This window comes from Spiroplasma endosymbiont of Virgichneumon dumeticola (genome assembly GCF_964264745.1).
GTDB lineage: Bacteria > Bacillota_I > Bacilli_A > Mycoplasmatales > VBWQ01 > Spiroplasma_E.
On sequence record NZ_OZ183478.1, the window covers coordinates 80,025 to 101,233 of the forward strand.

The following is a 21,209-nucleotide window of genomic DNA, read 5'->3' on the forward strand; positions in this document are numbered from 1 at the left end:
TTTATGTGATAAAATTAAAAATAGTACATAAAGGGAGAAAAGCCATTATTAAATACTTTAACTTTAGGTATTTGAAGTAGTTGAGTTATTACTCAAAATGTTAAACAATATAAAAAAATGTTATATTTTAATGGTTTTATGTCTGCATTTTTTACAAATAATTTAGAAAATATTATTGGTAATGGTGGTTTAATTCCATTAAATGCTTTTGCTAATGAAAATGATTTTGCTATTGGTAAATTATTAGGTGCAAATGTTTCTACAACTGCTATGACTATGAAATTAAGTGATAGAATATCAGTATATCCATGAGACCCTACAACAGGTCATAAATTAACTACAAAAGAACAAATAAGTACAGTTGATTTATCACAAAAGAAAAATAATAAATTTTATATTTTAGCAGAAGATACAGAGTTTTTAGATATAGCAAGTCCATTTACTAATGAAGATACAGATTGTCAATGAAATCCAACTGCTAATGGTGTATCTGACGGTTCTAATTATGCTTATATTATTGATACAATTGTAACTCAATCATTACATCAAGGAGAAGAAAGACATACCTTTTATAGTGATAATCCATTTACTTATCAAGGTGATTATAATGAACTTTCAGTTGCACAATTTAGATATAAAAATAAAGGAGCATTAACTAGTAATGCTTTTAATTGAACTACTTTATATAAATTAAATCATGATGAATATAAAGAAACTGAAGAAACTACATTTAGTTATCCAGCAGAAATATTACCACCAAGTCCACAAAATATAGCAAAATCAATAATTATTAATCCAGATTTAAAAATAGATATGACAGCAAATAATATTCCTTTAACAGATACAAGTTCAATACCAGTAAAGGATAATACTAATAACTGAGGAAATGTTAATCCAAATAAATTAGTTAACTATGAAGTTAATTTAAAATCATTATTAGACCCAACGTTATTAATTAATACTTTTAATGATTTACAAAGATATTATAAAAGCATAACTATATATTTTGATTATGATATTGGGACAAAAGAAGAAATACATGATAACTCAATACCTACTATTTTAGATAGTTATTTTACTAAATTTTCTATTATAGAAAACTTTGCCAACCCAAAAAAACATGATGTATTTCAAGAAATAGATTTAAAAGATTTAATATTCCAAGATAATCCACCACGTAATGATTTATCTAGTAATGGTTGAGGTTATAATTTTCAAGGCGACCCAATACAATTAAAAAATGAAACCGGTATATCTTCTGCTTATGGAATTACAAATACTAATTATAATTTAAATAGTTATAAATTTTCTATAAATGATAATGGAAATGTTGGAGGATGAAATCAAAACTATGAAAATAATAAATTTTTAGGATTTTGTATTTATAATAATAATTTAAAATGAAACTTTTATTTGCAAGCAACATTAGGAAAAATTGAAGATATGTGATACATTCAAGAAAAAATAGGAGCTGATGATAAAGCATATGCTAAATTATACATTAATAATGTTAAAGTAAAAATATATAAAATAATACTAAATGTAAGATAATTATGATATTATATTATTAAGTTAATTAACAAAGGAGTAAATTATGAATACAGAAAAAAATAATGTTAAAATTCATGAAATAAAAAAAGATAAATTTATTGATAAAATTTATAATAATACATTTTTCTTAATTACTATTTCTATAGTTTCCGTAGTAGTTTTGTTGGTAGTTATTGCTCTTTTAGTTGCTTCATTTACTGTTTGAAACTAATATTCCCCCACAATCTTAAATATTAATGTATAATTTAAGTAATCTATTAGATTAGACAATAGATTAATTTAAGGTTAAAAGTTATCAGAAATGATAACTTTTTATTTTCCAAAATTTATTTTAAAATCTATAAAAGTAATATATAATAAAAACACTTACTTATGTAAGTGTTAAATTCATTGTCTCATTAGGTTGGCACCTAATTAAAAAGTTACCTTATTGGTAACTTTTTTTATGTTTACATTTGTGGTGAACGTGATTTATATTTGTTTAATGAATTTTTATTTTTATAATCATATTCTAACCTTGATAATTCACATTTTTTGATTATAATTTTTATTTTCAAATCATCAATATCAGATTTTATTTTCAGTTTTTCATATTGTTTATTAGTGTTCTCTATTTCTTTTGCTCGTATTTCATCTGGTCTATGAATATCATCTACTATTGATTTCTCTGAACTCATACTAATCGCATGAGTAGCATAATAGTAGAATTTACGTTCTCAATTTTCAATATTTTTTATTTCACATTCATATCTATTAATTTCTTGGTTTACACTATCTAATTAATTTATTAAATGCAGTAATTGACTTTCTAATCGTGATATTTCGGATTTTAAAATGCTCATTTTTTTTCCATGTTTTTCTCCTTATCTAAATTAAAAAAACTCATTTATTTTTTTATTAAAATAATGAGTTAAAAACTATTATTAAGTTTATATTACTTTTATATCATAAATATTTATTAAATATGTATAATTTAATTATTTATGTTCTTTTTTATTATGTTTTATGGAAATATTACAAATTAAATCTTCTTGAGTTTTAAACATCCTTAAAATAGTACTCATAATTTCATAATCAATTTTATTTATATAATTATTATTTTGTAAATTATTTATAATTTTAATTCCATCATTATATAAATTTTCAATATCATTTTTATATTTTGTAATATTATTAATATTTACAATTTTTTCTTTAGTTTTCATTTTTTACTCCTTAATTTTAATTTTATTATCATAATATTCTTTTATTTCTTTTACTTTATTATTAAAATCTAATTGATGTTTTTTACACATTTTAAAAAATTGAATAGAAGTATTTTCTAAATCTGTAGATTGTAATTTAATTAATACTTTTTTATTACAATCTTTAACAATACATTTTAATAATACTTTTTCTTGTTTTGGTTTTTGCATTATTTCACTTCCTAACTAATAACTACTTTTAATGTTTGTTCATTATCTTGTAAATCATATTCAATTTTATTAATATTTTTATTACCATTTTTATGTTCTTTACTATAAATTACAATTTGTCTTTCATATTTATTTATTAATTCAAATCTTGTTACTTTTTTTAAATCTTTCATTATTTATTCTCCTTAATTTTTAATAAACTCATGCTTCAAAATCATCTTTAAATAATTCTTTTTTATATTTTTTATAATATTCAATATAAGCAAAAAACATAAGTTTTTGTAATTTCATATTATTACAATTTTCAACATTATTATATAAATATCGTGCAACAGTCATATAATCTAATTCTGGTTTATCATCTTCAATAATATTATGTTTTTTACATAATTTACAATTAATACATTTCATTATTTATTCTCCTTATTTATATAATATCAACCAATTAATAAACTTTCTGCTTCATCATGATTTGATATTGTTATATTTCAACATTGTTCTTTAATTATTTGTTTTGCTAATTTAATTGATATTTCTTTAGTTCATTTAATTAAAAAATTATCGTCAATATTAAAATTGAATCTATATCAACTTTTTCATTCACTACTACTAATTAACATATCTTTAGTTAATAATTTATTAAATTGTCCAGCAATAAAACCTCTTAAATGGTCTAAAGTTTCTTTACCACGACCCATTTTTGGATTAAATATACCACGTTCAATAATTAAAGTTAATTTACTCAGTATATTATCAATATCACTTTGTTGTAAAAAAGTATTTTTTTTAACAGTTAACATTGAAAAAATAAAATCATTAATTAAATCATTAAAATTATTTGTAATAAAAGAATTAACTTCACTTTTCTTATTAAAACTATAACTTTCTATTAATATTGGTTTTCAATATTCATATGGTGTATTATCTTGATTTTTTTTCAATCTTTACTTATATTTTTTTCTCATAATGTAAACCCAGTATTTTTCATACTTGGGTCTACTGATAATAAGTATTTATTCATTACTAAATACCAACTTATCTAAATTATTTATATTATTTTGTATTTGTTCATAATTAATATTTATTTCTTCTTTTGTTTCTTCAATTTCTTTTAATTTAATTTCTTTATTATCATTATTTGGATTATCAATATATATTTTTTCAGTTTCAGTAATAATTGCTTGGTCACTTTCATATGCTATTTGCATTTCAGTACTCATAATTCCTCATTTTCTTAATAATTGAGTTAATACAGTTTTTAATGCCATACTATCAAAATCACTAACAATAAATTCTTTATTTTTAGCATAAGTTTTAGAATATTTTAAAAAATGTTTTTCTATTTGTTCTTTTGACATATATAAAGTTTTTTCAAAACCATTTATTAATTGAAAATATGCTACATAACCAATAATAGGTTGTTTTAATCTTTCTAAATCATTTTGTATTCAATTAAATTCAATTCCTTTAAGTCTATCTACTTTTTCAATTTCTGTTAATCTAACATCACTTACATTAATTTCTTTATATTGTTGACTACGTAATGATAATTGAATATAACCTTTATAACCCATTTGAAATTGAGCATTATTAATTTTTTCTTTATTATCTCAATAAGGTACAACATAACAATAACCAAAGTTTTTGTCTAATGGTAAATTTAATAATACTGCTTGATAACAACTATTAATAATAGTTTCTGGATGTGCTTTATCTAAACCATATTGATTTGAAATTGCTAATACATTACTTTTAAATTTTTGTATTTCTAAATTATTAATAATTCCTTTATTTTTAATATATTTTTCTACATTACCATTATTAATATTTTTAATTATTAATTCATTTGCCATATTTATCTTCCTTTCAAAGGGCAATTGCCATTTCTCATTCATGTAATAATTCATCTGTTATTTCTACTAATATTTTTTCTACTTTATCTTTTTGAATTCAATAAATATAATGTATATTTGATAAATTAAAACCATTATTTTTTAATATTCAATAATAAGCAATTAATTGTAATATTGATTTTTCTTTATTTTCTTTATACATATTTGATAATGTTTTAAAATCAATTATTGTATATAAATTATTTTCTTCATAAATTAAATCAGGTGTTCCAGCAACAATATCATAAGTAAATACTTGTTCACATATATATTTAGTATTTACTTTAAATTCTTATAAATTATTTAATAAATTTTCACAATATTGTAAATAATTTTCATTAAATAAATATTTAATATTATTTATTAATTTATCTTTAATATTATTAATATTTATATTTTTAAAATATAATTCTGCTACTTTATGAACAGTTTCTCCTCTTAATCTAGCATTTTCTAATCTATCAAAAGGTACATTTTCATAAGGATTTTTATTACTATATAAATAATATTGAATAATTTTAGATACTGATATTTTTTCTTGATTATTTAAAAAATATTGATGTGTATCTTTTTTAAAAATTAAATTATTATTTTGATTGTTTAATTGCATTTTTAATTAAATTCCTTACAAAATTAGTAATTGACATATTATTATTTTCTAAGCAAAGTTTTTTTAATTCATAATGTTCTTCTTTAGTTAATCTAACAAAAATTTGTTTATTAATTAAATCTTCTATTTTTTTCTTATGTGCTGGCATTAAAATCACCATCCTCTATATCTTTTAATAAATCTTTAATATTAATATATTCTTTCACTGTAAGTTGTAATTCTAAATAATTTCTTAATTTATCCATTATTATTCACTCCTTTAATATCTAATTCCATTACTAATATTTCATAATTTGTAATAAATGCTTTTGTAGTAACTATTCTTTCATAAGTATCATTTAATATAGGATGTTTATAATTTTTATGAAAATTAATAGCATTTTCAATTTTAGTAAATACTTTATATTTTATTTCATCAGTATAATTAACTTTATATTTTAATAAATAAGCATATTGCATTATCTTTTCTCCTTTCTTAATTATTTTAAAAATAACAATCAATCTTTAACTAATTGTGGCATTTCATTAATTATTTTTTTATAATCATTAATTGCTTCTTCTAATATGTTAATTTCAGTAAATTTAAAACAATTCTCAATATGTAAATCAAAATCTCTATCAATTTTGATATCATGTTTTCTATATTTTTCATTAAATTCATTTCTAGTCATTTTATTTCTCCTTAAAAATTTTCTAATTGTAATTCATTAACATAATAGTTATATAAACTATCAGAATTATCACTTGTTAAATGTATATCTTCTTCAATCATTTCATTAATATCTTTATTACAATAATAAGAATTATCTATTTCACTAATTCAAATATATTTTTCATTATGAATATTACATTTCATTATTTTCACCCATTAATTTATAAAAACATTTATTACAAGTTCTATTAGCAACTGAAGATTGTTTATGACAAATATCACAACTATGAGTAATAATATTATTTAAATAAGTTTTTTTATATTCAAGGTTTTCTTTTCATAAATACATATAGATATTCATTCCTTTCTAATATTTTAAATAAAATATTTTTTCATTATGAGTTAATATATCTTTCATTGGTGTTACTATATAATTTATGAATAAATCATTATGATTATATGGATTATTTATTTTAAAACTTTTTCTATCTTGTTCTCATGTAATGTTATATTTAAAACATTCTTCTTCTTTATCATTTTTAAAAATATAATAACCATTATATTGTTCATAAAATTCACAAGATATTAATTCATTTTCATTATCAGTAACATTTGGTATATTTTTTACATATTTTAAAATTTCACTACCTTTAATACTAGAAATATCATTTGTAATAGATTTTTTACCTAATTTATAATTTCAATCTTCAAATATTTTTATTAATATTTTTTTATTTTTATTATCAATAGTAGTATATTGTGTAGAAAATCATGTTTCATATTCACCAATTTCTAATAATATACCTTTCTCTGTTTCTCTAACTTTACTTTTTAATTCTAAATTAATAGTTGTCATATATATTTCCTTTCTATTACGTATAAGCCTTATCACTTACAGTGATAATAGGCTTATATACTAAATACTTATATCTTCTACTACTACGTAAGGCTTATGCTACTGTAAGTAGCAAAGCCAAGGGTAGGGGGTTGTAGGGGGAAGGGAACCAAAATTTCTTAAATTTTAAAAGAGCATGACAAAAATTACTATTAGTTATATCTGCACTATAGCCTTTAATAATTTTTTATTTAGTTATGTAATAATTAATTACTTTCATAAAGTACAGATTTATCAAAATAATTAATTATAATTGTTTAACAATTAAAAATGAGAGTATTATCTCTCATTTAAGTTCTTATTAATCTAACCATTAACTTGATACGCCCTATTTGATAGAGTTATGGAAGATGCTGAAATTAAGAAAGCTTATTTTTCTGAAAATATTTGATGAAAAAATAAACCAGAAGACTACCAAGAAATAATTGAACCAGCAGTATTCCCCATTCTCCAAACTAAAGTTTCCAAATTAAGAACGTTCATTTATAACTTAGTTTTTGATGAAAAGTTCTAATCATAACCATTAATTTTATACGGACTTCTCCCCACATGTACTTGTGGAGGAAACAATGAAATTGAATGAGTTCAATAATACTTTTCAAACTGAAAAACAATGTCTTGCATATATAGCAAGTTTGAAACAAAGCAAATGTATTAGGTGTTCTAGTTTTAATTTGAATACTTCTAATTTAAGAAAAATGAGATGTTTGAAATGTCATCAAACATTCAGTATTCTCACGGGCACTATATTTTCAAAGTCACAAACACCTTTAATATCTTGGTTTTATCTCATCTTTAGATGAATAAACACCAAACATGGAATTCCATCAACTGATGTTGCAAAAGAATTGGTAGTGACCTTGAAAACAGCTTGAAGAATGGGTCATAAAATCCGAAGTGCCATTGCTAAACAAGAACCTCAATTCATTGTTGAGGGCATAGTGCAAATGGATGAAATGTATCTTTCACATATGGGTTTAAAAAACAAGGAAGATCCTTGTTGAACAAAACCTTGATTGTTGGTATTTATGAAAAAACAACCAACAATCTGATTGTGAAAGTATTGAAAAACGCAAACAGTAAAAATCTTTTGCAGTTTGCAATAAACCACATTTCTTCAAAGTGTGATGTACATACTGATTCTTGAAAAGGATATCGCGATTTGAAATCGGTTTTCACTAAGCATGAAACAGTTAACCATCAAGATGGCTATGTTTCAAAAACTGGTGTAAATACCAACCAAATTGAGTCAGTATGAAAACATATACGAAGAACATTTAAAACACATATCAAAGTTGCAAAACATCATATTCATTTATATGCAAAAGAAGCTGCATATAAATTCAATAACATACCTAGTTTTGAAACTGTAATGCTATGTTTAATTTAAAAATGTGGGGAGAAGTCCGTAGATAGGCTTTTCTCAGCATTTATGTGATAAAATTTAAAAATAGTACATAAAGGGAGAAAAGCCATTTTATATTCCTACTAAAGATATTGAAATCAGATATCAATTTTTGTATTATTTTTATTCTTAAAATAATCTAAAATATTGTATCACTGCTTAAAGTGTGGTTTAATATAAGTAACTTAAATGGGATTAAGGAATATGTTAAGTTAATAAATTCTAAAATATAACTAATTTAAACTAGTTATATTTGCTAACAATTCTTAATGCACCAAAAACTTTATTCAATCTTTTCAAAATTACTTTTTGCTTTTTCATCAAAAATAAGTTACAATTGCTATTGAATATTTAATTATTATAAATAATTTCTTAATGTAAGGAGAATAAAAATAAATGCGTAAAATAATTAGTCTTTTTTCAGCGATTGGGCTACTTGCTACTTCAAGTAGTACTATATTTGCCTGTGGTGTTGGAGATGGTACTCAAATTAAGGTTAATCTTATTAATGAACCAAAAAAACAAGTTTCCAATGAAGATCCACTAACAAACTATGTTTATAATGATAGCTATATCTTTGAAAAACCAAATGGAATATATGTTGCCTTAGAAGCATACCAACAATTAGCAGTAGATAAACTTAGAATTGATGAAAAAATTTTAAAAACAACTAATCCTAATGATCCTGGTCAAAAGACTGTTAATGAATTCTATAATAGCAAAAACTATAAATCATGACATTTTGATAGTTTTGATTATAATAATTGAGGCACAGATAGTTTAACACACCCATTTACTTTTGCTGATAAAAACAGTGTACCAATTGCTGCTCAATTGGTTGATAATGATATAAAGAAACCACAATTTGTCTACTGATTCGTTACTTTTAATTCAGCTGCACAAGCAAATGTTGCACCAGCTGATCCAAATGCTGTTACTAGTATCGTAGCACCAACAATCGATGAATTTACAAGCAATAATCAAAAAATTATTCGTCAAGGATGAATCCACTTGGATTTAACAATGGGTAACTTTAGAATTGATTTTAATATTAGAATTGATTTTGGTTTTGTTTTATATTCAGATAAAAATAGTCAAGAAATAGTTCGCATGGACCCAGATACTATTCAATATTCATTAGGACATGTTGATTTTTATCATCCAGAAAGAACATTTGATGATTATAATGGTAAAGCAGGTCGCATTAGCGATATGGTTATTTCTAAAAGTTAAAATGTTAAGTATTAAAATTATTTGTGTTGGTGAGTTATCACAACAATATTGAAAATTAGCGACCAATGATTATTTAACAAGAGTTAAAAAACAAGCAAATATTATTATACAAAATATAAAAGAATCTAAATTAAATTTAATAACTGTTAATATTAATATTGAATCAAATAAAATTATTGAATATTTAGATAAAAATATTGATTATCAATGAATGCTATTAGATTTAACTGGAAATCTTGTAACAAGTGAACAACTTGCACAAATCATTGTTAAAAATCAAAATTATCAACAAGGTAAAATTGGTTTTATCATTGGTGGTAGTAATGGTGTTAACCAAGAATTAAAGGCTAATTCTAAATTAATTAAAATTGCATTTGGCAAAATCACTTTACCACATCAATTGTGTTATGTAGTATTGTTAGAACAAATATATCGTTCATTACAAATTATTAATAATCAACCCTATCATAAGTAAAAGCGCAGGTGAAAACTATGTATAATAAAACTTTATTTGTTGATACATCATGAATGAAATTTTTTCAAAATGAAAATAATCAATTATATTTTCCAAAATTACTAAAAGACATTAAAAATGAATATCAAACTTACACTTGTTTTCCCATGTGAGAAGAGATTTTTACTGCTTTTAAACTAACCCCTTTAGAAACAGTAAAGGTAGTTATTTTAGGACAAGATCCATATCATCAACCAGAACAAGCTCACGGCTTAGCCTTTAGTGTAAAAGATAAAATCCCTTTACCACCAAGTTTAAAAAATATTTTTCAAGAATTAAAAAATGATTTAAATATTGAAAAGGGTAATAATGGCAATTTAACAAGTTGGGCTAAACAAGGCGTACTTTTATTAAATACAACTTTAACAGTTAGACAAGGCCAACCAAATAGTCATTTACAATATGGATGAACAATCTTTACTGACCATGTTTTATCATTTTTAAATCTAAATTGTTCTAATTTGGTTTTTATTTTATGAGGTAAAAATGCTCGTAGTAAAAAAATATTTATTGATAATGCTAAACATTATATTATTGAAAGTGCTCACCCCTCACCTTTAAGCGCATATGGAGGATTCTTTAATTCTAAGCCTTTCAGTAAAACAAATGATTGATTAATATCAAAATCTATTTCATCTATATTATGATAAAAGTATATTTTTGCCAATATTATTTGTGTGTAAATGAATAAACAATGTTATGATATATTTGTTAAAATTAATCTAGTTTTAAATAATAATATGGGAATGGTGGTTATTTAAATGCCAAATAATTTAATAATAAATAACTTAGTTTCCAAAGTAGCAACAGAAACACTACCTTTATTTAGTAAAAGCACTGCTATTTATTTAATTATTGCCTTGGGTGCTACAATGTTATCCTATATTTTATTAAATAGTTTTTGAAAATTATTTAAAAAAGATAAGTATAAGGGTGTTCGCTTTACTACTAAAAATATTGCCTATATTACCATGCTGTCTTCAGTATCTGTAGTAGCCACTATTATTATTTCTATTACTATCCCGCTTACTGTGTTACCTCCGATTAGGATTGCCATTGAAGGATTAATGATTAAGATTACTGGTTATCTTTTTGGCCCTGTCATTGGGATTATTTGTGCTGCAGTAACCGATATTTTAGTAACTTTATTTGTCCCATCTTATATTAGTCCAGTCTACATGTTTTGTATTGTTTTCACTGGATTTTTAGCTGGTGTTGCTGGCATTTTAAATGTTAAACTAAAAAATTATCCATGAATTATATTTATTTTAATTAATATTTTTATTATATTTTTTGCTGCTGGTGGTGCTTATATTGTTTTATGTGGTGATCAATCTTCATATTCTGTTTCAGGTATTAATTTTAATAAATATGCGACTGCTGGTATTATTGCTGGTGGTGGCGCCTTTGCGTTACTAAGTATTTATAGTGTTTTATTTTATTACTTATGGCAAAGACAATCTGAAAGAATTAAAGAAATACTGCCAATTATACTGTTAGCAGTTGTAGCAGAATATGTAGTTACTGTACTAATTGCTTCATATGCCGATATGACCTTATTTAGTTCTAATGTCAAAGAATATGGTTTAACAGCAATGGCTCGAATTATTATGGCACCATTTAAAATTATTGTTAACTCAATTATTATTTACATTACATGAAGAACAGTAAGTCCATTAATTAATATTGACAATAATAATTATTAAATTAGATGTTGATTAACTATGAATGATGAATTTTTAGAAGATATATATAAATATCCAGGAATTGAAAGTTTAACTAAATTAAAATTACTTTCCTCTAAATATTTAAATAATAATATTAAATATATTCAAGTAACAGGAACTAATGGTAAAGGTTCTGTTTCAAGAATGATTCATGCTATATTATGAAAAACTAGTAATATTAAAGTTGGTCTTTTTACTTCACCACATATTACTGTGATAAACGAAAGAATTATTATTAATGATACTATGATTAGTAATCACGATTTAATTCGCATTAAGAATCTAATTAATCATGATATTGAACATTATCAATTAGGTTTTTTTGCCATTTTAACATTAATTGCTTTAATTTATTTTCAAGAACAAAAAGTAAAATGAGCAGTAATTGAAGTAGGTATTGGCGGTAGATACGACACTACTAGTGTCATTGATGCTACATATGCTGTTATTACTTCAATTGGTAAAGACCATCAAGAAATATTAGGTAATACATTAAAGCAGATTTTATATCAAAAAATTGGAATTGTTAAACCAAGCACCAAGATTCTATTTGTGTCAGGAAATTTAAATAGTAATTTAAAACATGAGATTCGCAAACAAGGGTATCAACCTTGTTATTCACCAAAATTAATTAATCAATCCTATTATGAAGAAAATAAATCATTAGCATTAACTGTTATTAAAAATGCTTTTCCTAACATTGCTCTTGTTAGTGCAAATAGGATTATTAAAAATCTGAAAATCAAATTTCGTTTTGAAAAATATAAGATTTATAATAAAATAGTTTATTTTGATGCAGCTCATAATCGTGAAGGTATTAATGCTTTAATCAAAACTTTAAAAATTAACAATATCGTTCCTGATGAGATTATATTTTCTTGTTTAAAAAATAAGTATCCTAATCAATTACTTACTCTTTTAAAAAAAATCTCTAATAATATCACTGTTTGTCAAAACAGTCATGTACAAAGTATCAATGCAATGCAATTTAATTATGAAAGTATGATAAAAAATAGTAAAAATAAAATTATTTTGATTACAGGTTCTTGTTATTTTTTAGCAGATGTTTATAATTATATGCAGAATAGATGTCTTGAATAAATATTAAAAAAGGTAGGTAAAATAACTAAATGGCATTAGCATTAATTAATGTAATAAGTGGAGTGTTGATTTTAGGTACATTTGCTTTAATTGCTATTTTAGATCATAAAAATAATAAAATTAAATTAAAACAAATTAAATTAATTTGTTTAAGTGGAATGTTAGTTTCATTAGCTGTTATTTTAAATGGCGTTGGTGGTGCTGTTTTAGGTACTATTTTACCATTTAAAATTTTTGAAATTAGAATTGGTGACTTTGTATTAGTGCTAATTGGTTTCTTCTGTGGTGGAATGTTAGGATTTATTAGTGGTATTGCTGCTGACTTTTTAGGTCTTTTATTTGCAGGTAATGCTGTACCTACTTTATTCTTTACTTTTACTAGTGTTTTATGGTGTGTACTACCATATTATATTGTTACTAATTTAAGTAAAATATACTATCGTAAATGAACAATTTATTGTTATTTACCATTTGCTTATGGTCTTACTTCTTTACTAATTACTAGTACCGATACTATTATTTTAGGTGAAATGTATGCAATGCCAATATTACCAATGTATTTTCTAAGAATTATAAAATACCCTATTGATTTAATTGTAAATACAACTTTAATTATTAGTTGTTATAAAGCATTAAATAAATCACTAAATTTACAAAACCAATTTCAAAACCGCCAATTTGCTACTAATCCGCAAACTTTAGAATATAATATAGTAGATAATAATTAATACTTTATCTATTGAGGAGCAAAAATATAATATGATTAAAGTTTATGATAGTTTTTCACAAACATTAAAACCACTAGTAACTAATGATAACCAAGTAAATATATATTTATGTGGTCCTACCGTTTATAATTATGTCCATATTGGTAACGTTCGTGGTGTGATTGTCATGGATGTTTTACATCGTCTATTAATTCATCAAAAATATCAAGTTAATTATGTTCATAACATTACTGATATTGATGATAAAATTATTAAGCAAGCAGAATTATTAAAAACTACAGAATCGCAATTATCTAGTAAGTATAGTGATGCTTATTTACATGACTTAAAGACATTAAATATTATTTTGCCTAATAGTTTGCCAAAAGTAAGTCAATATATAGACAGCATTATTAAGTTTATTGAACAATTAATAATTAACGATTATGCATATGTTACTAATAATGATGTTTATTTTAAAGTTAATAAAATTAAAAACTATGGTTCATTAGCGCATAAAAAAATTATTGATTTAATTCCTAATTTTCGTGTTAAAAATCAAAATCCTAAAGTTGATATTTTAGATTTTGTATTATGAAAGGCAACAACTGTTGGTATGAATTGAAAAAGTCCGTGAGGCAAAGGTCGCCCTGGTTGACATACAGAATGTACTACTTTTATTGAAACTATATTTAATGGAAAAACGATTGATTTACATAGTGGTGGTATTGATTTAAAATTTCCTCATCATGAAAATGAACGTGCGCAATTTATGGGATGTCATAATCAAGAATTAGCAAATATTTGATGACACAATGGTCATGTTAATATTGACAATGAAAAAATGTCAAAATCATTAAACAATTTCGTTTTAGTAAAAGATTTTTGTCAACAATATCATCCTCATATTTTACGTTACTTAATTTTAAATCGTGACCATCAACAACCCATAGATTTTAATGATGAAACCATTGTTAATGGTTTATCATCAATGAAAAAATACGAGCAAGTATTAAAACAATGAACCTATCAATTATTTATCAATAATATTAAAACAAATAAAAAACATCATAAACCTCATTATGTCCAAGTTATTAAGTTTTTATCAAATAGTATTGATACCACTAATACTATAACCTTACTAGAAACTATGGTTAAACAGATTAATGAAGCAATGGTTAAAAAAGACTTTAGTGAAATCAACCAAAATATTTTTTATACCTTTACTTTCACTCTAAAAATCTTAGGATTTGATTTTAAATTTGGTGACTATACACCAGAGATTAAAACCCAAATTAGATTATGAGAACAATTAAAATCACAAAAAGATTACCAAGCAGCCGATAAAATTCGAAAAAAACTACAAAATCTTAACATTATTTAAGGAGCAAAACATGGCATTAGAATACATTTACGGTTATCATCCCGTTGTTGCAGCAATTAACCCGCAATCATTAATTAAAGTTCGAAAGGTTTTTTTAGTTCAAGATAAATATCGTGAATTAAAACCAGAATTAAGCAAAAATAAAATTGAATATGAAATTATCGGTTTAGAAGCAATGAATAATTTGTTAAAAACAACAAAACATCAAAATATTGCTGCCTATGTTAAAAATTATGATTATTTTACTTTAGATCAATTATTAAGTTTACAACCAATCAATAAATTTGCTCGTTTTTTAATTTTAGACCGTATTTCTGATCCTCATAACTTTGGTTCAATGTTAAGGATTGGTGCTGGTAATGATTTTGATGGCGTAATTATTCTGAACCGTAATCAATCAGAAATTAATGGTGCAGTTGCTAAAGCCTCAGCAGGTGCTTTAAGTATCATTCCTATTTGTCAAGTTAAAAATCTAACAACAGCTATTAATAAATTGAAAAATGAACATAATTTTTGGATTTTAGCAGCAGCTAAAACTGATAAAGCTATTGATTACCTTGATGTGAAATGTGATAGTAATTTAGGATTGATTATTGGCAATGAAGGAGAAGGGATTAGTCCCAAATTATTAACTCATACTGATTTTGTTGTCCAAATTCCGATGTCTAATAACATTGAATCATTTAATGCTAGTGTCGCTTGTGGTATTATTGCCAATCATATTTACATTCAAACTGTAAAATTAAATACTAATATCTCATAAATTTTTTTGATTATTGTTTTCTTGTTTCATAATTAGTGTATCTTCGTAAAAAGGGAGGTAGCAAACATGGAAGATAATGAATTGATTTATTTATATTGTATTGAATATAAAGAAATGGCATTTAAATGTTTATATGAAAAATACAACTTAAAAAATGAATGGACGTTAGGCGCAAGTTTACGGCGTTTCTTTTCTATACCACTAGAAATAAGTGATTTAATTTCAATTTTGGTTAAGTCTAAGATTGTGTGTAAATTTAAAAAGTAATAAAAAATGAGCCATATACCCCTCGTTATCAAATATAATTAGTTTGAAAATAAAAACTAGATAGGATGAGAAATATATGACTCTATTAAATTTTACAATAGATTCTGAAATAATTAGAAAATTTCTTTCAAAAGAGACTAAAAATGAAGGCATAAGATTGCTTATTGAATTATTTTTAAATAAACTTTTAAAAAATCAATCAGATGATCAAATTGGTGCTAATAATTATGAACGAAATGAAGCAAGAACAGATTGCCGTAACGGTTATTATCAGCGTGATTTAAAATCTGTAAATGGAATTTTGAATTTAAATGTCCCTAGACATCGTAATAAATCTTTTGAAACTGAAATTTTCGAAAAGTTTAAACGTTCAGAACAATCATTATTATCTACCATGATGCAAATGGTAATTGACGGTGTATCAACAAGGAAAGTTGATAACATAACAAGAGAATTGTGCGGTATTAATTATTCTAAATCTACTGTCTCTAATATTTGTAAAGAATTAACTGAAGTAATAGGCACATGAAAAAACCGTGATTTAAGCGCAAATTCCTATCCTTTTATAATTATTGATGGAGTACATGTTAAGGTTCGAGAAAATAATCAAGTAATCTCTAAAGCAGTTTTTATAGCCCTAGGTATAAATGACCAAGGTCATAGAGATATTTTAGGAATGATGGTTGGTGATTCAGAATCAGAAACTACATGAAGTGAATTCTTTTCTTCATTGAAAGAACGTAACTTAACTGGTCTTGATTTAGTTGTTTCTGATGCACATAAAGGGTTAGTTAAAGCAGTTCAAAAACATTTTCAAGGCGTGCAATGACAAAGATGTCAAGCACATTTTATGAGTAATATCTTGGATAAAACACCTAAAAAGGATAGAGAAAAAGTCGAAAGAGATGTTAATGCCATTTTCAACGCTAGTAGTATTAAAATGGCTAGAATAATTCTTAAAGAAATGAAAGATAATTATTCCCATCTTTTAGACTCGGCATTACGAATTCTTGAAAATGGATTTGATGATGCTTTAGCAATTTTAAGCTTTCCACTGCATTTCTTTAAAATGACTTTTTGTTGTGATTATTTAGAAAAAAATAAGGCTTTTCTCCCTTTATGTACTATTTTTAAATTTTATCACATAAATGCTGAGAAAAGCCTATCTACGGACTTCTCCCCACATTTTTAAATTAAACATAGCATTACAGTTTCAAAACTAGGTATTTTATTGAATTTATATGCAGCTTCTTTTGCATATAAATGAATATGATGTTTTGCAACTTTGATATGTGTTTTAAATGTTCTTCGTATATGTTTTCATACTGACTCAATTTGGTTGGTATTTACACCAGTTTTTGAAACATAGCCATCTTGATGGTTAACTGTTTCATGCTTAGTGAAAACCGATTTCAAATCGCGATATCCTTTTCAAGAATCAGTATGTACATCACACTTTGAAGAAATGTGGTTTATTGCAAACTGCAAAAGATTTTTACTGTTTGCGTTTTTCAATACTTTCACAATCAAGGTTTTGTTCAACAAGGATCTTCCTTGTTTTTTAAACCCATATGTGAAAGATACATTTCATCCATTTGCACTATGCCCTCAACAATGAATTGAGGTTCTTGTTTAGCAATGGCACTTCGGATTTTATGACCCATTCTTCAAGCTGTTTTCAAGGTCACTCCCAATTCTTTTGCAACATCAGTTGATGGAATTCCATGTTTGGTGTTTATTCATCTAAAGATGAGATAAAACCAAGATATTAAAGGTGTTTGTGACTTTGAAAATATAGTGCCCGTGAGAATACTGAATGTTTGATGACATTTCAAACATCTCATTTTTCTTAAATTAGAAGTATTCAAATTAAAACTAGAACACCTAATACATTTGCTTTGTTTCAAACTTGCTATATATGCAAGACATTGTTTTTCAGTTTGAAAAGTATTATTGAACTCATTCAATTTCATTGTTTCCTCCACAAGTACATGTGGGTAGAAGTCCGTTTTCTAATATTAAAGATACTAAAAAAGTAAATTTAATTAAAAATTTAATGAGTACTGATAATTATAAATCTTTATCTAAACAAGAAGCATTTAATAAAATAAATGAAGATTATAAAGAATTTCTTATTGATAAAACATCAGAATCTATTAAACAAGAAAATAAACCTAATTCAAATGATTTTAATCCTAAAACTCTTTTAGATTTACATACAAATAGTATTAATCCAGAAGAATTAGAAAGAAAATTAAATGAAAAAGCTAAAACTACAGGTATTACTGACCCTAACGAATTAGAAAAACTTGTAAATTTAGCAAGAGGAACTGCACTTAAATCTATTAAATAGAAAGAGGATAAAATGGCAATTCCAAAAATTCCAGAAGCATTTATTATTGGTGGTAATACACTTACTGAAAATGCTGTTTTAAGTGTACTTGAAGCACAAGTTCGTGGTGAATTAACTGCTGAATTAAGTACTTTATTTATGAGAAATACTGTTAATGCTGACCAAATAGCAAATATTAGTGGTGTAGCAATGGCAATATATAGAGCAACAGTACGGGTATTATGAGGCTCAACATGAGATGAATTTACAGGTACTAAAAGACAAAAAGGAACAGTTAAAACAACAACATTAATTATTGATAAAGAATTAACAATTGATTTTAATATTCCAGAATTTGATATTGAAAGATTTATGACTTCACCAGCAAATGTAGCAACTCAAATTGTTTCAAATTTAACAAGTTCATTTATGAGAAATTTAAGAGAAAATTTTGAATTAATATTTTTACAAGGTACAAAAGATTATGCAATTGCTAAATCATTAGTATTACCTTTAAATTTAAATAATATGACTAAAGAACAAGCATTAAATGCTTATTATATAATTGGAGAAAGAAATAATAAATTAATTAAAAAAGTAGATGATATTACAGTTGGTATTAATAAAGCAGATTTAACGGGTGCTTGTGGTATTGATAGTAGTTTTAATTTAGCAAAAGCATTTACATTATTAAATTATGGTCAAATTGCAGCAAATACTTTAGCAACTGGTAAAAGATATACAAATCAAATTATGGGTATGGAATTTTATGAAAGTTTTTATTTAGAACAAGATTTTATTCATGATACTGTTTCTGGTATGCATTTAGAAAAAGATTATAAATTATTAGATTTATTTGGTGTAGTTTATAACCGCTATATGTGAGGTATGCCTATTTCATTTACTAAAGTAAGAAATAAATTAGATAATGCAACAGATAATATTCGTATTATTGGGAAAGCATTATATGCATTACCAAGTGCAATTAGACCAGATTTAATGTATATTATTCAAGAAAAAATGCCAACAGTTGATGAAATTAAAACAGCAAGAGCAAAAAATTATAAAGTTGATGCAACTAATGTTAATGCAACTTATCAATCAACAGATTATGATAATATGAATATTTTAGATTTACAAAATATAATTTATTATAAAAATTTAGGAAAAATTACTATGGCTGGTGCAATACCTACTAATGATGAATTAGAAACTATAATAGTAAATATTGGTAATAATGGTTATGAAAAAGGTAAAGCAACATTTAGTAATATTACAGCAACAAGTTCTACTATGGCTGGTAATAATAAAGAATATTATGGAACAGTAAAATTAGAATTTACTAAAAAATAATTATGGAATATATTTATAAATATTTTGATGAAAAAGCACATATTACTATTTATTCAGACAAACCAGAAGATTTAACTACAAGTAATGATATAAGAACAATTTTATTAGATGAATATCCTAAATTAAGAAATGATTATTTTATAGTAAGTGATGTTCATGATAATTTTGCTATATGTGTTGGAGATAATATAAATTGTCAAGGAACAGTTAGAATTCAAGTTAAAAAACAAACTAATTTAAAGGATGTTAAAAATGCCACATGTTGAGAATACACAATCAAATAACTATACACTAACTAAATTAATGAGAACTGGTATAAGTCCCATTTCAGCAATGATTGGAACTATTGCTTATTATGGTCAATTAATAGGTAATCCAATATTAGGTTCAATTAATAGTTTATTATTTGGTAAAAAATTAGGTTTAGATATATGAAATTTAAATCAAAGACCAAATGCTAAAACTAAATTAATTAATAGTAGTAAAAAAATATTATTAGGTTTAGGAACAATTGGCTTAGTAAATTATGCAAAATTTACTAATACAAATATCAATCCAAATCCAACTGAAAATCCAATAACTACAACAACAGTAGACCCATTTCCAGATGATTTATTATTTAGTAATAATACTGCTGATAATAATTTAATGGATTGAGATACTTATATTTCATTAAATGCTTATGGTATTTCAAATCTTATAGCAGGAATTACTGAATTAATACCTAATAGATTTGAAACTATTCGTAAAGTAGCAAATATGGCAAATGGTGGATGTTTAATATCAACTGGTGTTGCTATGGGTATTAATAATGATTTTATTAATTCTTATTTAGTACCTACTATTGTTGCTGGTGCATGTGAAATTATACATAATCTTTTACCAATAGAAACAGTACATCATAATGAAGAAATGCAAGAAACAGCATTTACTAATGAAACAGCAAGATTAATTAATGATAATAGATTTACAATTAATAGTGAAACAAGTAGTCAATACGGTAGTAATATGAGTGATGTAATTTTAGATAATCATTCATTAAATTGAGATTATAATCACATGAGTTTATAATGTTACATTTAATTATTAGACTTATATACTCAGCATTAGCAAGTGATGATATTCGTGTATTAATTGTTAGTTTATTAAAAAATTATAGTAAAGATACAGGATTAAAAGCAGTTTTAGATAGTGAAAATGTTAGTGAAGAAGAACTTGACCAACCATATTCAACTTTTAATCCAAATATTGCTAAAAAATTATTATCTATATTAAAACCTAATGAATTAACCACTTTAAAAACTGAATTAAATAAATTAAATATGGATTAATTACTATACCAATTATTATTACAAGTCCTTATTTAATTTATCAATATCAACAAATTAAAAAACATAAAAAAGAATGT

General features: G+C 24.1%; 36 protein-coding genes. 19 read left to right on the forward strand and 17 right to left on the reverse strand.

Annotated features, from left to right (window positions below; all coding sequences use genetic code 4):
• Positions 1 to 117 precede the first annotated feature (117 nt).
• Together ACFEL4_RS00505 and ACFEL4_RS00510 are read left to right on the forward strand one after the other, a co-directional pair.
• A complete protein-coding gene (locus ACFEL4_RS00505) occupies positions 118 to 1,551 on the forward strand; it encodes a hypothetical protein (RefSeq protein WP_375317656.1) in 1,434 nt (477 codons plus the stop codon).
• A 43-nt stretch (positions 1,552 to 1,594) separates the two neighbouring features.
• A complete protein-coding gene (locus tag ACFEL4_RS00510; protein ID WP_375317657.1) occupies positions 1,595 to 1,762 on the forward strand; it encodes a hypothetical protein in 168 nt (55 codons plus the stop codon).
• Positions 1,763 to 2,000: 238 nt separating this feature from the next.
• On the opposite strand, the gene ACFEL4_RS00515 is transcribed toward ACFEL4_RS00510, so the two are convergent.
• From ACFEL4_RS00515 to ACFEL4_RS00585, 15 genes are all read right to left on the reverse strand, one after another.
• Positions 2,001 to 2,228, reverse strand: coding sequence for a hypothetical protein (locus ACFEL4_RS00515; protein WP_375317658.1), 228 nt, complete (start codon positions 2,226 to 2,228; stop codon positions 2,001 to 2,003).
• Between the two features lie 300 nt (positions 2,229 to 2,528).
• On the reverse strand, positions 2,529 to 2,756 hold the full coding sequence (locus tag ACFEL4_RS00520) for a hypothetical protein (RefSeq protein ID WP_375317659.1): 228 nt from the start codon (positions 2,754 to 2,756) through the stop codon (positions 2,529 to 2,531).
• A gap of 3 nt (positions 2,757 to 2,759) precedes the next feature.
• Complete coding sequence (locus tag ACFEL4_RS00525; RefSeq protein ID WP_375316818.1) at positions 2,760 to 2,966, reverse strand: hypothetical protein; 207 nt, start codon at positions 2,964 to 2,966, stop codon at positions 2,760 to 2,762.
• A gap of 11 nt (positions 2,967 to 2,977) precedes the next feature.
• Positions 2,978 to 3,139 (reverse strand): hypothetical protein, encoded by a 162-nt coding sequence (locus ACFEL4_RS00530; protein WP_375317217.1) that lies wholly within the window; start codon positions 3,137 to 3,139, stop codon positions 2,978 to 2,980.
• Positions 3,140 to 3,158: 19 nt separating this feature from the next.
• On the reverse strand, positions 3,159 to 3,377 hold the full coding sequence (locus ACFEL4_RS00535) for a hypothetical protein (RefSeq protein WP_375317216.1): 219 nt from the start codon (positions 3,375 to 3,377) through the stop codon (positions 3,159 to 3,161).
• Complete coding sequence (locus ACFEL4_RS00540; protein WP_375317660.1) at positions 3,377 to 3,907, reverse strand: hypothetical protein; 531 nt, start codon at positions 3,905 to 3,907, stop codon at positions 3,377 to 3,379. The genes ACFEL4_RS00535 and ACFEL4_RS00540 overlap by 1 nt, the downstream gene beginning before the upstream one ends.
• A gap of 72 nt (positions 3,908 to 3,979) precedes the next feature.
• Positions 3,980 to 4,819 carry a recombinase RecT gene (locus tag ACFEL4_RS00545; protein ID WP_375317214.1) on the reverse strand — a complete coding sequence of 280 codons (840 nt, stop codon included), beginning with the start codon at positions 4,817 to 4,819 and terminating at the stop codon, positions 3,980 to 3,982.
• Positions 4,797 to 5,021, reverse strand: a complete 225-nt coding sequence (locus tag ACFEL4_RS00550; RefSeq protein WP_375317661.1) for a hypothetical protein — start codon at positions 5,019 to 5,021, stop codon at positions 4,797 to 4,799. The genes ACFEL4_RS00545 and ACFEL4_RS00550 overlap by 23 nt, the downstream gene beginning before the upstream one ends.
• Before the next feature lie 129 nt (positions 5,022 to 5,150).
• A complete protein-coding gene (locus ACFEL4_RS00555; RefSeq protein ID WP_375317662.1) occupies positions 5,151 to 5,468 on the reverse strand; it encodes a hypothetical protein in 318 nt (105 codons plus the stop codon).
• Positions 5,446 to 5,616: a hypothetical protein gene (locus ACFEL4_RS00560; RefSeq protein ID WP_375316903.1), complete on the reverse strand. Its 171-nt coding sequence runs from the start codon at positions 5,614 to 5,616 to the stop codon at positions 5,446 to 5,448. Before ACFEL4_RS00560 ends, ACFEL4_RS00555 begins: the two co-directional genes overlap by 23 nt.
• Positions 5,617 to 5,705: 89 nt before the next feature.
• Positions 5,706 to 5,927 (reverse strand): hypothetical protein, encoded by a 222-nt coding sequence (locus tag ACFEL4_RS00565; RefSeq protein WP_375316904.1) that lies wholly within the window; start codon positions 5,925 to 5,927, stop codon positions 5,706 to 5,708.
• Positions 5,928 to 5,947: 20 nt separating this feature from the next.
• The gene (locus ACFEL4_RS00570; RefSeq protein WP_375316822.1) at positions 5,948 to 6,139 is read right to left on the reverse strand and encodes a hypothetical protein; all 192 of its coding nucleotides are present in this window, start codon (positions 6,137 to 6,139) and stop codon (positions 5,948 to 5,950) included.
• Positions 6,140 to 6,150: 11 nt separating this feature from the next.
• Complete coding sequence (locus ACFEL4_RS00575) at positions 6,151 to 6,324, reverse strand: hypothetical protein (RefSeq protein WP_375317663.1); 174 nt, start codon at positions 6,322 to 6,324, stop codon at positions 6,151 to 6,153.
• Positions 6,314 to 6,481, reverse strand: a complete 168-nt coding sequence (locus tag ACFEL4_RS00580) for a hypothetical protein (protein ID WP_375317664.1) — start codon at positions 6,479 to 6,481, stop codon at positions 6,314 to 6,316. Before ACFEL4_RS00580 ends, ACFEL4_RS00575 begins: the two co-directional genes overlap by 11 nt.
• Positions 6,482 to 6,487: 6 nt before the next feature.
• Entirely contained in the window at positions 6,488 to 6,976 is a 489-nt protein-coding gene (locus ACFEL4_RS00585) for a hypothetical protein (protein ID WP_375317665.1), read from the reverse strand.
• Positions 6,977 to 7,584: 608 nt separating this feature from the next.
• On the opposite strand from ACFEL4_RS00585, the gene ACFEL4_RS00590 reads away from it, so the two are divergent.
• From ACFEL4_RS00590 to ACFEL4_RS00645, 12 genes are all read left to right on the forward strand, one after another.
• Positions 7,585 to 8,121: a hypothetical protein gene (locus ACFEL4_RS00590; protein WP_375317666.1), complete on the forward strand. Its 537-nt coding sequence runs from the start codon at positions 7,585 to 7,587 to the stop codon at positions 8,119 to 8,121.
• Positions 8,016 to 8,405: an IS1595 family transposase gene (locus ACFEL4_RS00595; protein ID WP_375316929.1), complete on the forward strand. Its 390-nt coding sequence runs from the start codon at positions 8,016 to 8,018 to the stop codon at positions 8,403 to 8,405. Before ACFEL4_RS00590 ends, ACFEL4_RS00595 begins: the two co-directional genes overlap by 106 nt.
• Before the next feature lie 411 nt (positions 8,406 to 8,816).
• Positions 8,817 to 9,653 (forward strand): hypothetical protein, encoded by an 837-nt coding sequence (locus ACFEL4_RS00600; RefSeq protein ID WP_375317667.1) that lies wholly within the window; start codon positions 8,817 to 8,819, stop codon positions 9,651 to 9,653.
• Between the two features lies 1 nt (position 9,654).
• Positions 9,655 to 10,128: a 23S rRNA (pseudouridine(1915)-N(3))-methyltransferase RlmH gene (locus tag ACFEL4_RS00605; RefSeq protein WP_308149929.1), complete on the forward strand. Its 474-nt coding sequence runs from the start codon at positions 9,655 to 9,657 to the stop codon at positions 10,126 to 10,128.
• Between the two features lie 17 nt (positions 10,129 to 10,145).
• Positions 10,146 to 10,817, forward strand: coding sequence for a uracil-DNA glycosylase (locus tag ACFEL4_RS00610; protein ID WP_375317668.1), 672 nt, complete (start codon positions 10,146 to 10,148; stop codon positions 10,815 to 10,817).
• Between the two features lie 111 nt (positions 10,818 to 10,928).
• A complete protein-coding gene (locus tag ACFEL4_RS00615) occupies positions 10,929 to 11,873 on the forward strand; it encodes a hypothetical protein (RefSeq protein ID WP_375317669.1) in 945 nt (314 codons plus the stop codon).
• Between the two features lie 18 nt (positions 11,874 to 11,891).
• Entirely contained in the window at positions 11,892 to 12,995 is a 1,104-nt protein-coding gene (locus ACFEL4_RS00620) for a bifunctional folylpolyglutamate synthase/dihydrofolate synthase (protein ID WP_375317670.1), read from the forward strand.
• 29 nt (positions 12,996 to 13,024) lie between these two features.
• Entirely contained in the window at positions 13,025 to 13,723 is a 699-nt protein-coding gene (locus tag ACFEL4_RS00625) for a folate family ECF transporter S component (protein ID WP_375317671.1), read from the forward strand.
• A 31-nt stretch (positions 13,724 to 13,754) separates the two neighbouring features.
• Positions 13,755 to 15,086: a cysteine--tRNA ligase gene (gene cysS, locus ACFEL4_RS00630; RefSeq protein ID WP_375317672.1), complete on the forward strand. Its 1,332-nt coding sequence runs from the start codon at positions 13,755 to 13,757 to the stop codon at positions 15,084 to 15,086.
• A 10-nt stretch (positions 15,087 to 15,096) separates the two neighbouring features.
• Positions 15,097 to 15,849 (forward strand): 23S rRNA (guanosine(2251)-2'-O)-methyltransferase RlmB, encoded by a 753-nt coding sequence (gene rlmB / locus ACFEL4_RS00635; RefSeq protein WP_375317673.1) that lies wholly within the window; start codon positions 15,097 to 15,099, stop codon positions 15,847 to 15,849.
• Between the two features lie 66 nt (positions 15,850 to 15,915).
• Positions 15,916 to 16,116, forward strand: a complete 201-nt coding sequence (locus ACFEL4_RS00640) for a hypothetical protein (RefSeq protein WP_375317674.1) — start codon at positions 15,916 to 15,918, stop codon at positions 16,114 to 16,116.
• 76 nt (positions 16,117 to 16,192) lie between these two features.
• Complete coding sequence (locus ACFEL4_RS00645) at positions 16,193 to 17,308, forward strand: IS256 family transposase (RefSeq protein ID WP_375317675.1); 1,116 nt, start codon at positions 16,193 to 16,195, stop codon at positions 17,306 to 17,308.
• Here the strand turns inward: ACFEL4_RS00645 and ACFEL4_RS00650 are convergent.
• Both ACFEL4_RS00650 and ACFEL4_RS00655 read right to left on the reverse strand, forming a co-directional pair.
• On the reverse strand, positions 17,305 to 17,658 hold the full coding sequence (locus ACFEL4_RS00650; RefSeq protein ID WP_375317676.1) for a transposase: 354 nt from the start codon (positions 17,656 to 17,658) through the stop codon (positions 17,305 to 17,307). The two genes, ACFEL4_RS00645 and ACFEL4_RS00650, sit on opposite strands and share 4 nt — an antisense overlap.
• Positions 17,589 to 18,089, reverse strand: a complete 501-nt coding sequence (locus ACFEL4_RS00655) for a hypothetical protein (protein WP_375317677.1) — start codon at positions 18,087 to 18,089, stop codon at positions 17,589 to 17,591. The genes ACFEL4_RS00650 and ACFEL4_RS00655 overlap by 70 nt, the downstream gene beginning before the upstream one ends.
• Between ACFEL4_RS00655 and ACFEL4_RS00660 the strand changes: the two genes are divergently transcribed.
• From ACFEL4_RS00660 to ACFEL4_RS00680, 5 genes are read left to right on the forward strand one after another with little or no spacing between them, the layout of a single operon-like run.
• Positions 18,089 to 18,469, forward strand: coding sequence for a hypothetical protein (locus ACFEL4_RS00660; RefSeq protein WP_375317678.1), 381 nt, complete (start codon positions 18,089 to 18,091; stop codon positions 18,467 to 18,469). The two genes, ACFEL4_RS00655 and ACFEL4_RS00660, sit on opposite strands and share 1 nt — an antisense overlap.
• A gap of 12 nt (positions 18,470 to 18,481) precedes the next feature.
• Positions 18,482 to 19,801 carry a hypothetical protein gene (locus ACFEL4_RS00665; protein WP_375317679.1) on the forward strand — a complete coding sequence of 440 codons (1,320 nt, stop codon included), beginning with the start codon at positions 18,482 to 18,484 and terminating at the stop codon, positions 19,799 to 19,801.
• A 2-nt stretch (positions 19,802 to 19,803) separates the two neighbouring features.
• Positions 19,804 to 20,085 (forward strand): hypothetical protein, encoded by a 282-nt coding sequence (locus ACFEL4_RS00670; RefSeq protein ID WP_375317680.1) that lies wholly within the window; start codon positions 19,804 to 19,806, stop codon positions 20,083 to 20,085.
• Positions 20,054 to 20,872: a hypothetical protein gene (locus ACFEL4_RS00675; RefSeq protein ID WP_375317681.1), complete on the forward strand. Its 819-nt coding sequence runs from the start codon at positions 20,054 to 20,056 to the stop codon at positions 20,870 to 20,872. The genes ACFEL4_RS00670 and ACFEL4_RS00675 overlap by 32 nt, the downstream gene beginning before the upstream one ends.
• Positions 20,872 to 21,132 (forward strand): hypothetical protein, encoded by a 261-nt coding sequence (locus ACFEL4_RS00680; RefSeq protein WP_375317682.1) that lies wholly within the window; start codon positions 20,872 to 20,874, stop codon positions 21,130 to 21,132. The genes ACFEL4_RS00675 and ACFEL4_RS00680 overlap by 1 nt, the downstream gene beginning before the upstream one ends.
• Positions 21,133 to 21,209: the final 77 nt, after the last annotated feature.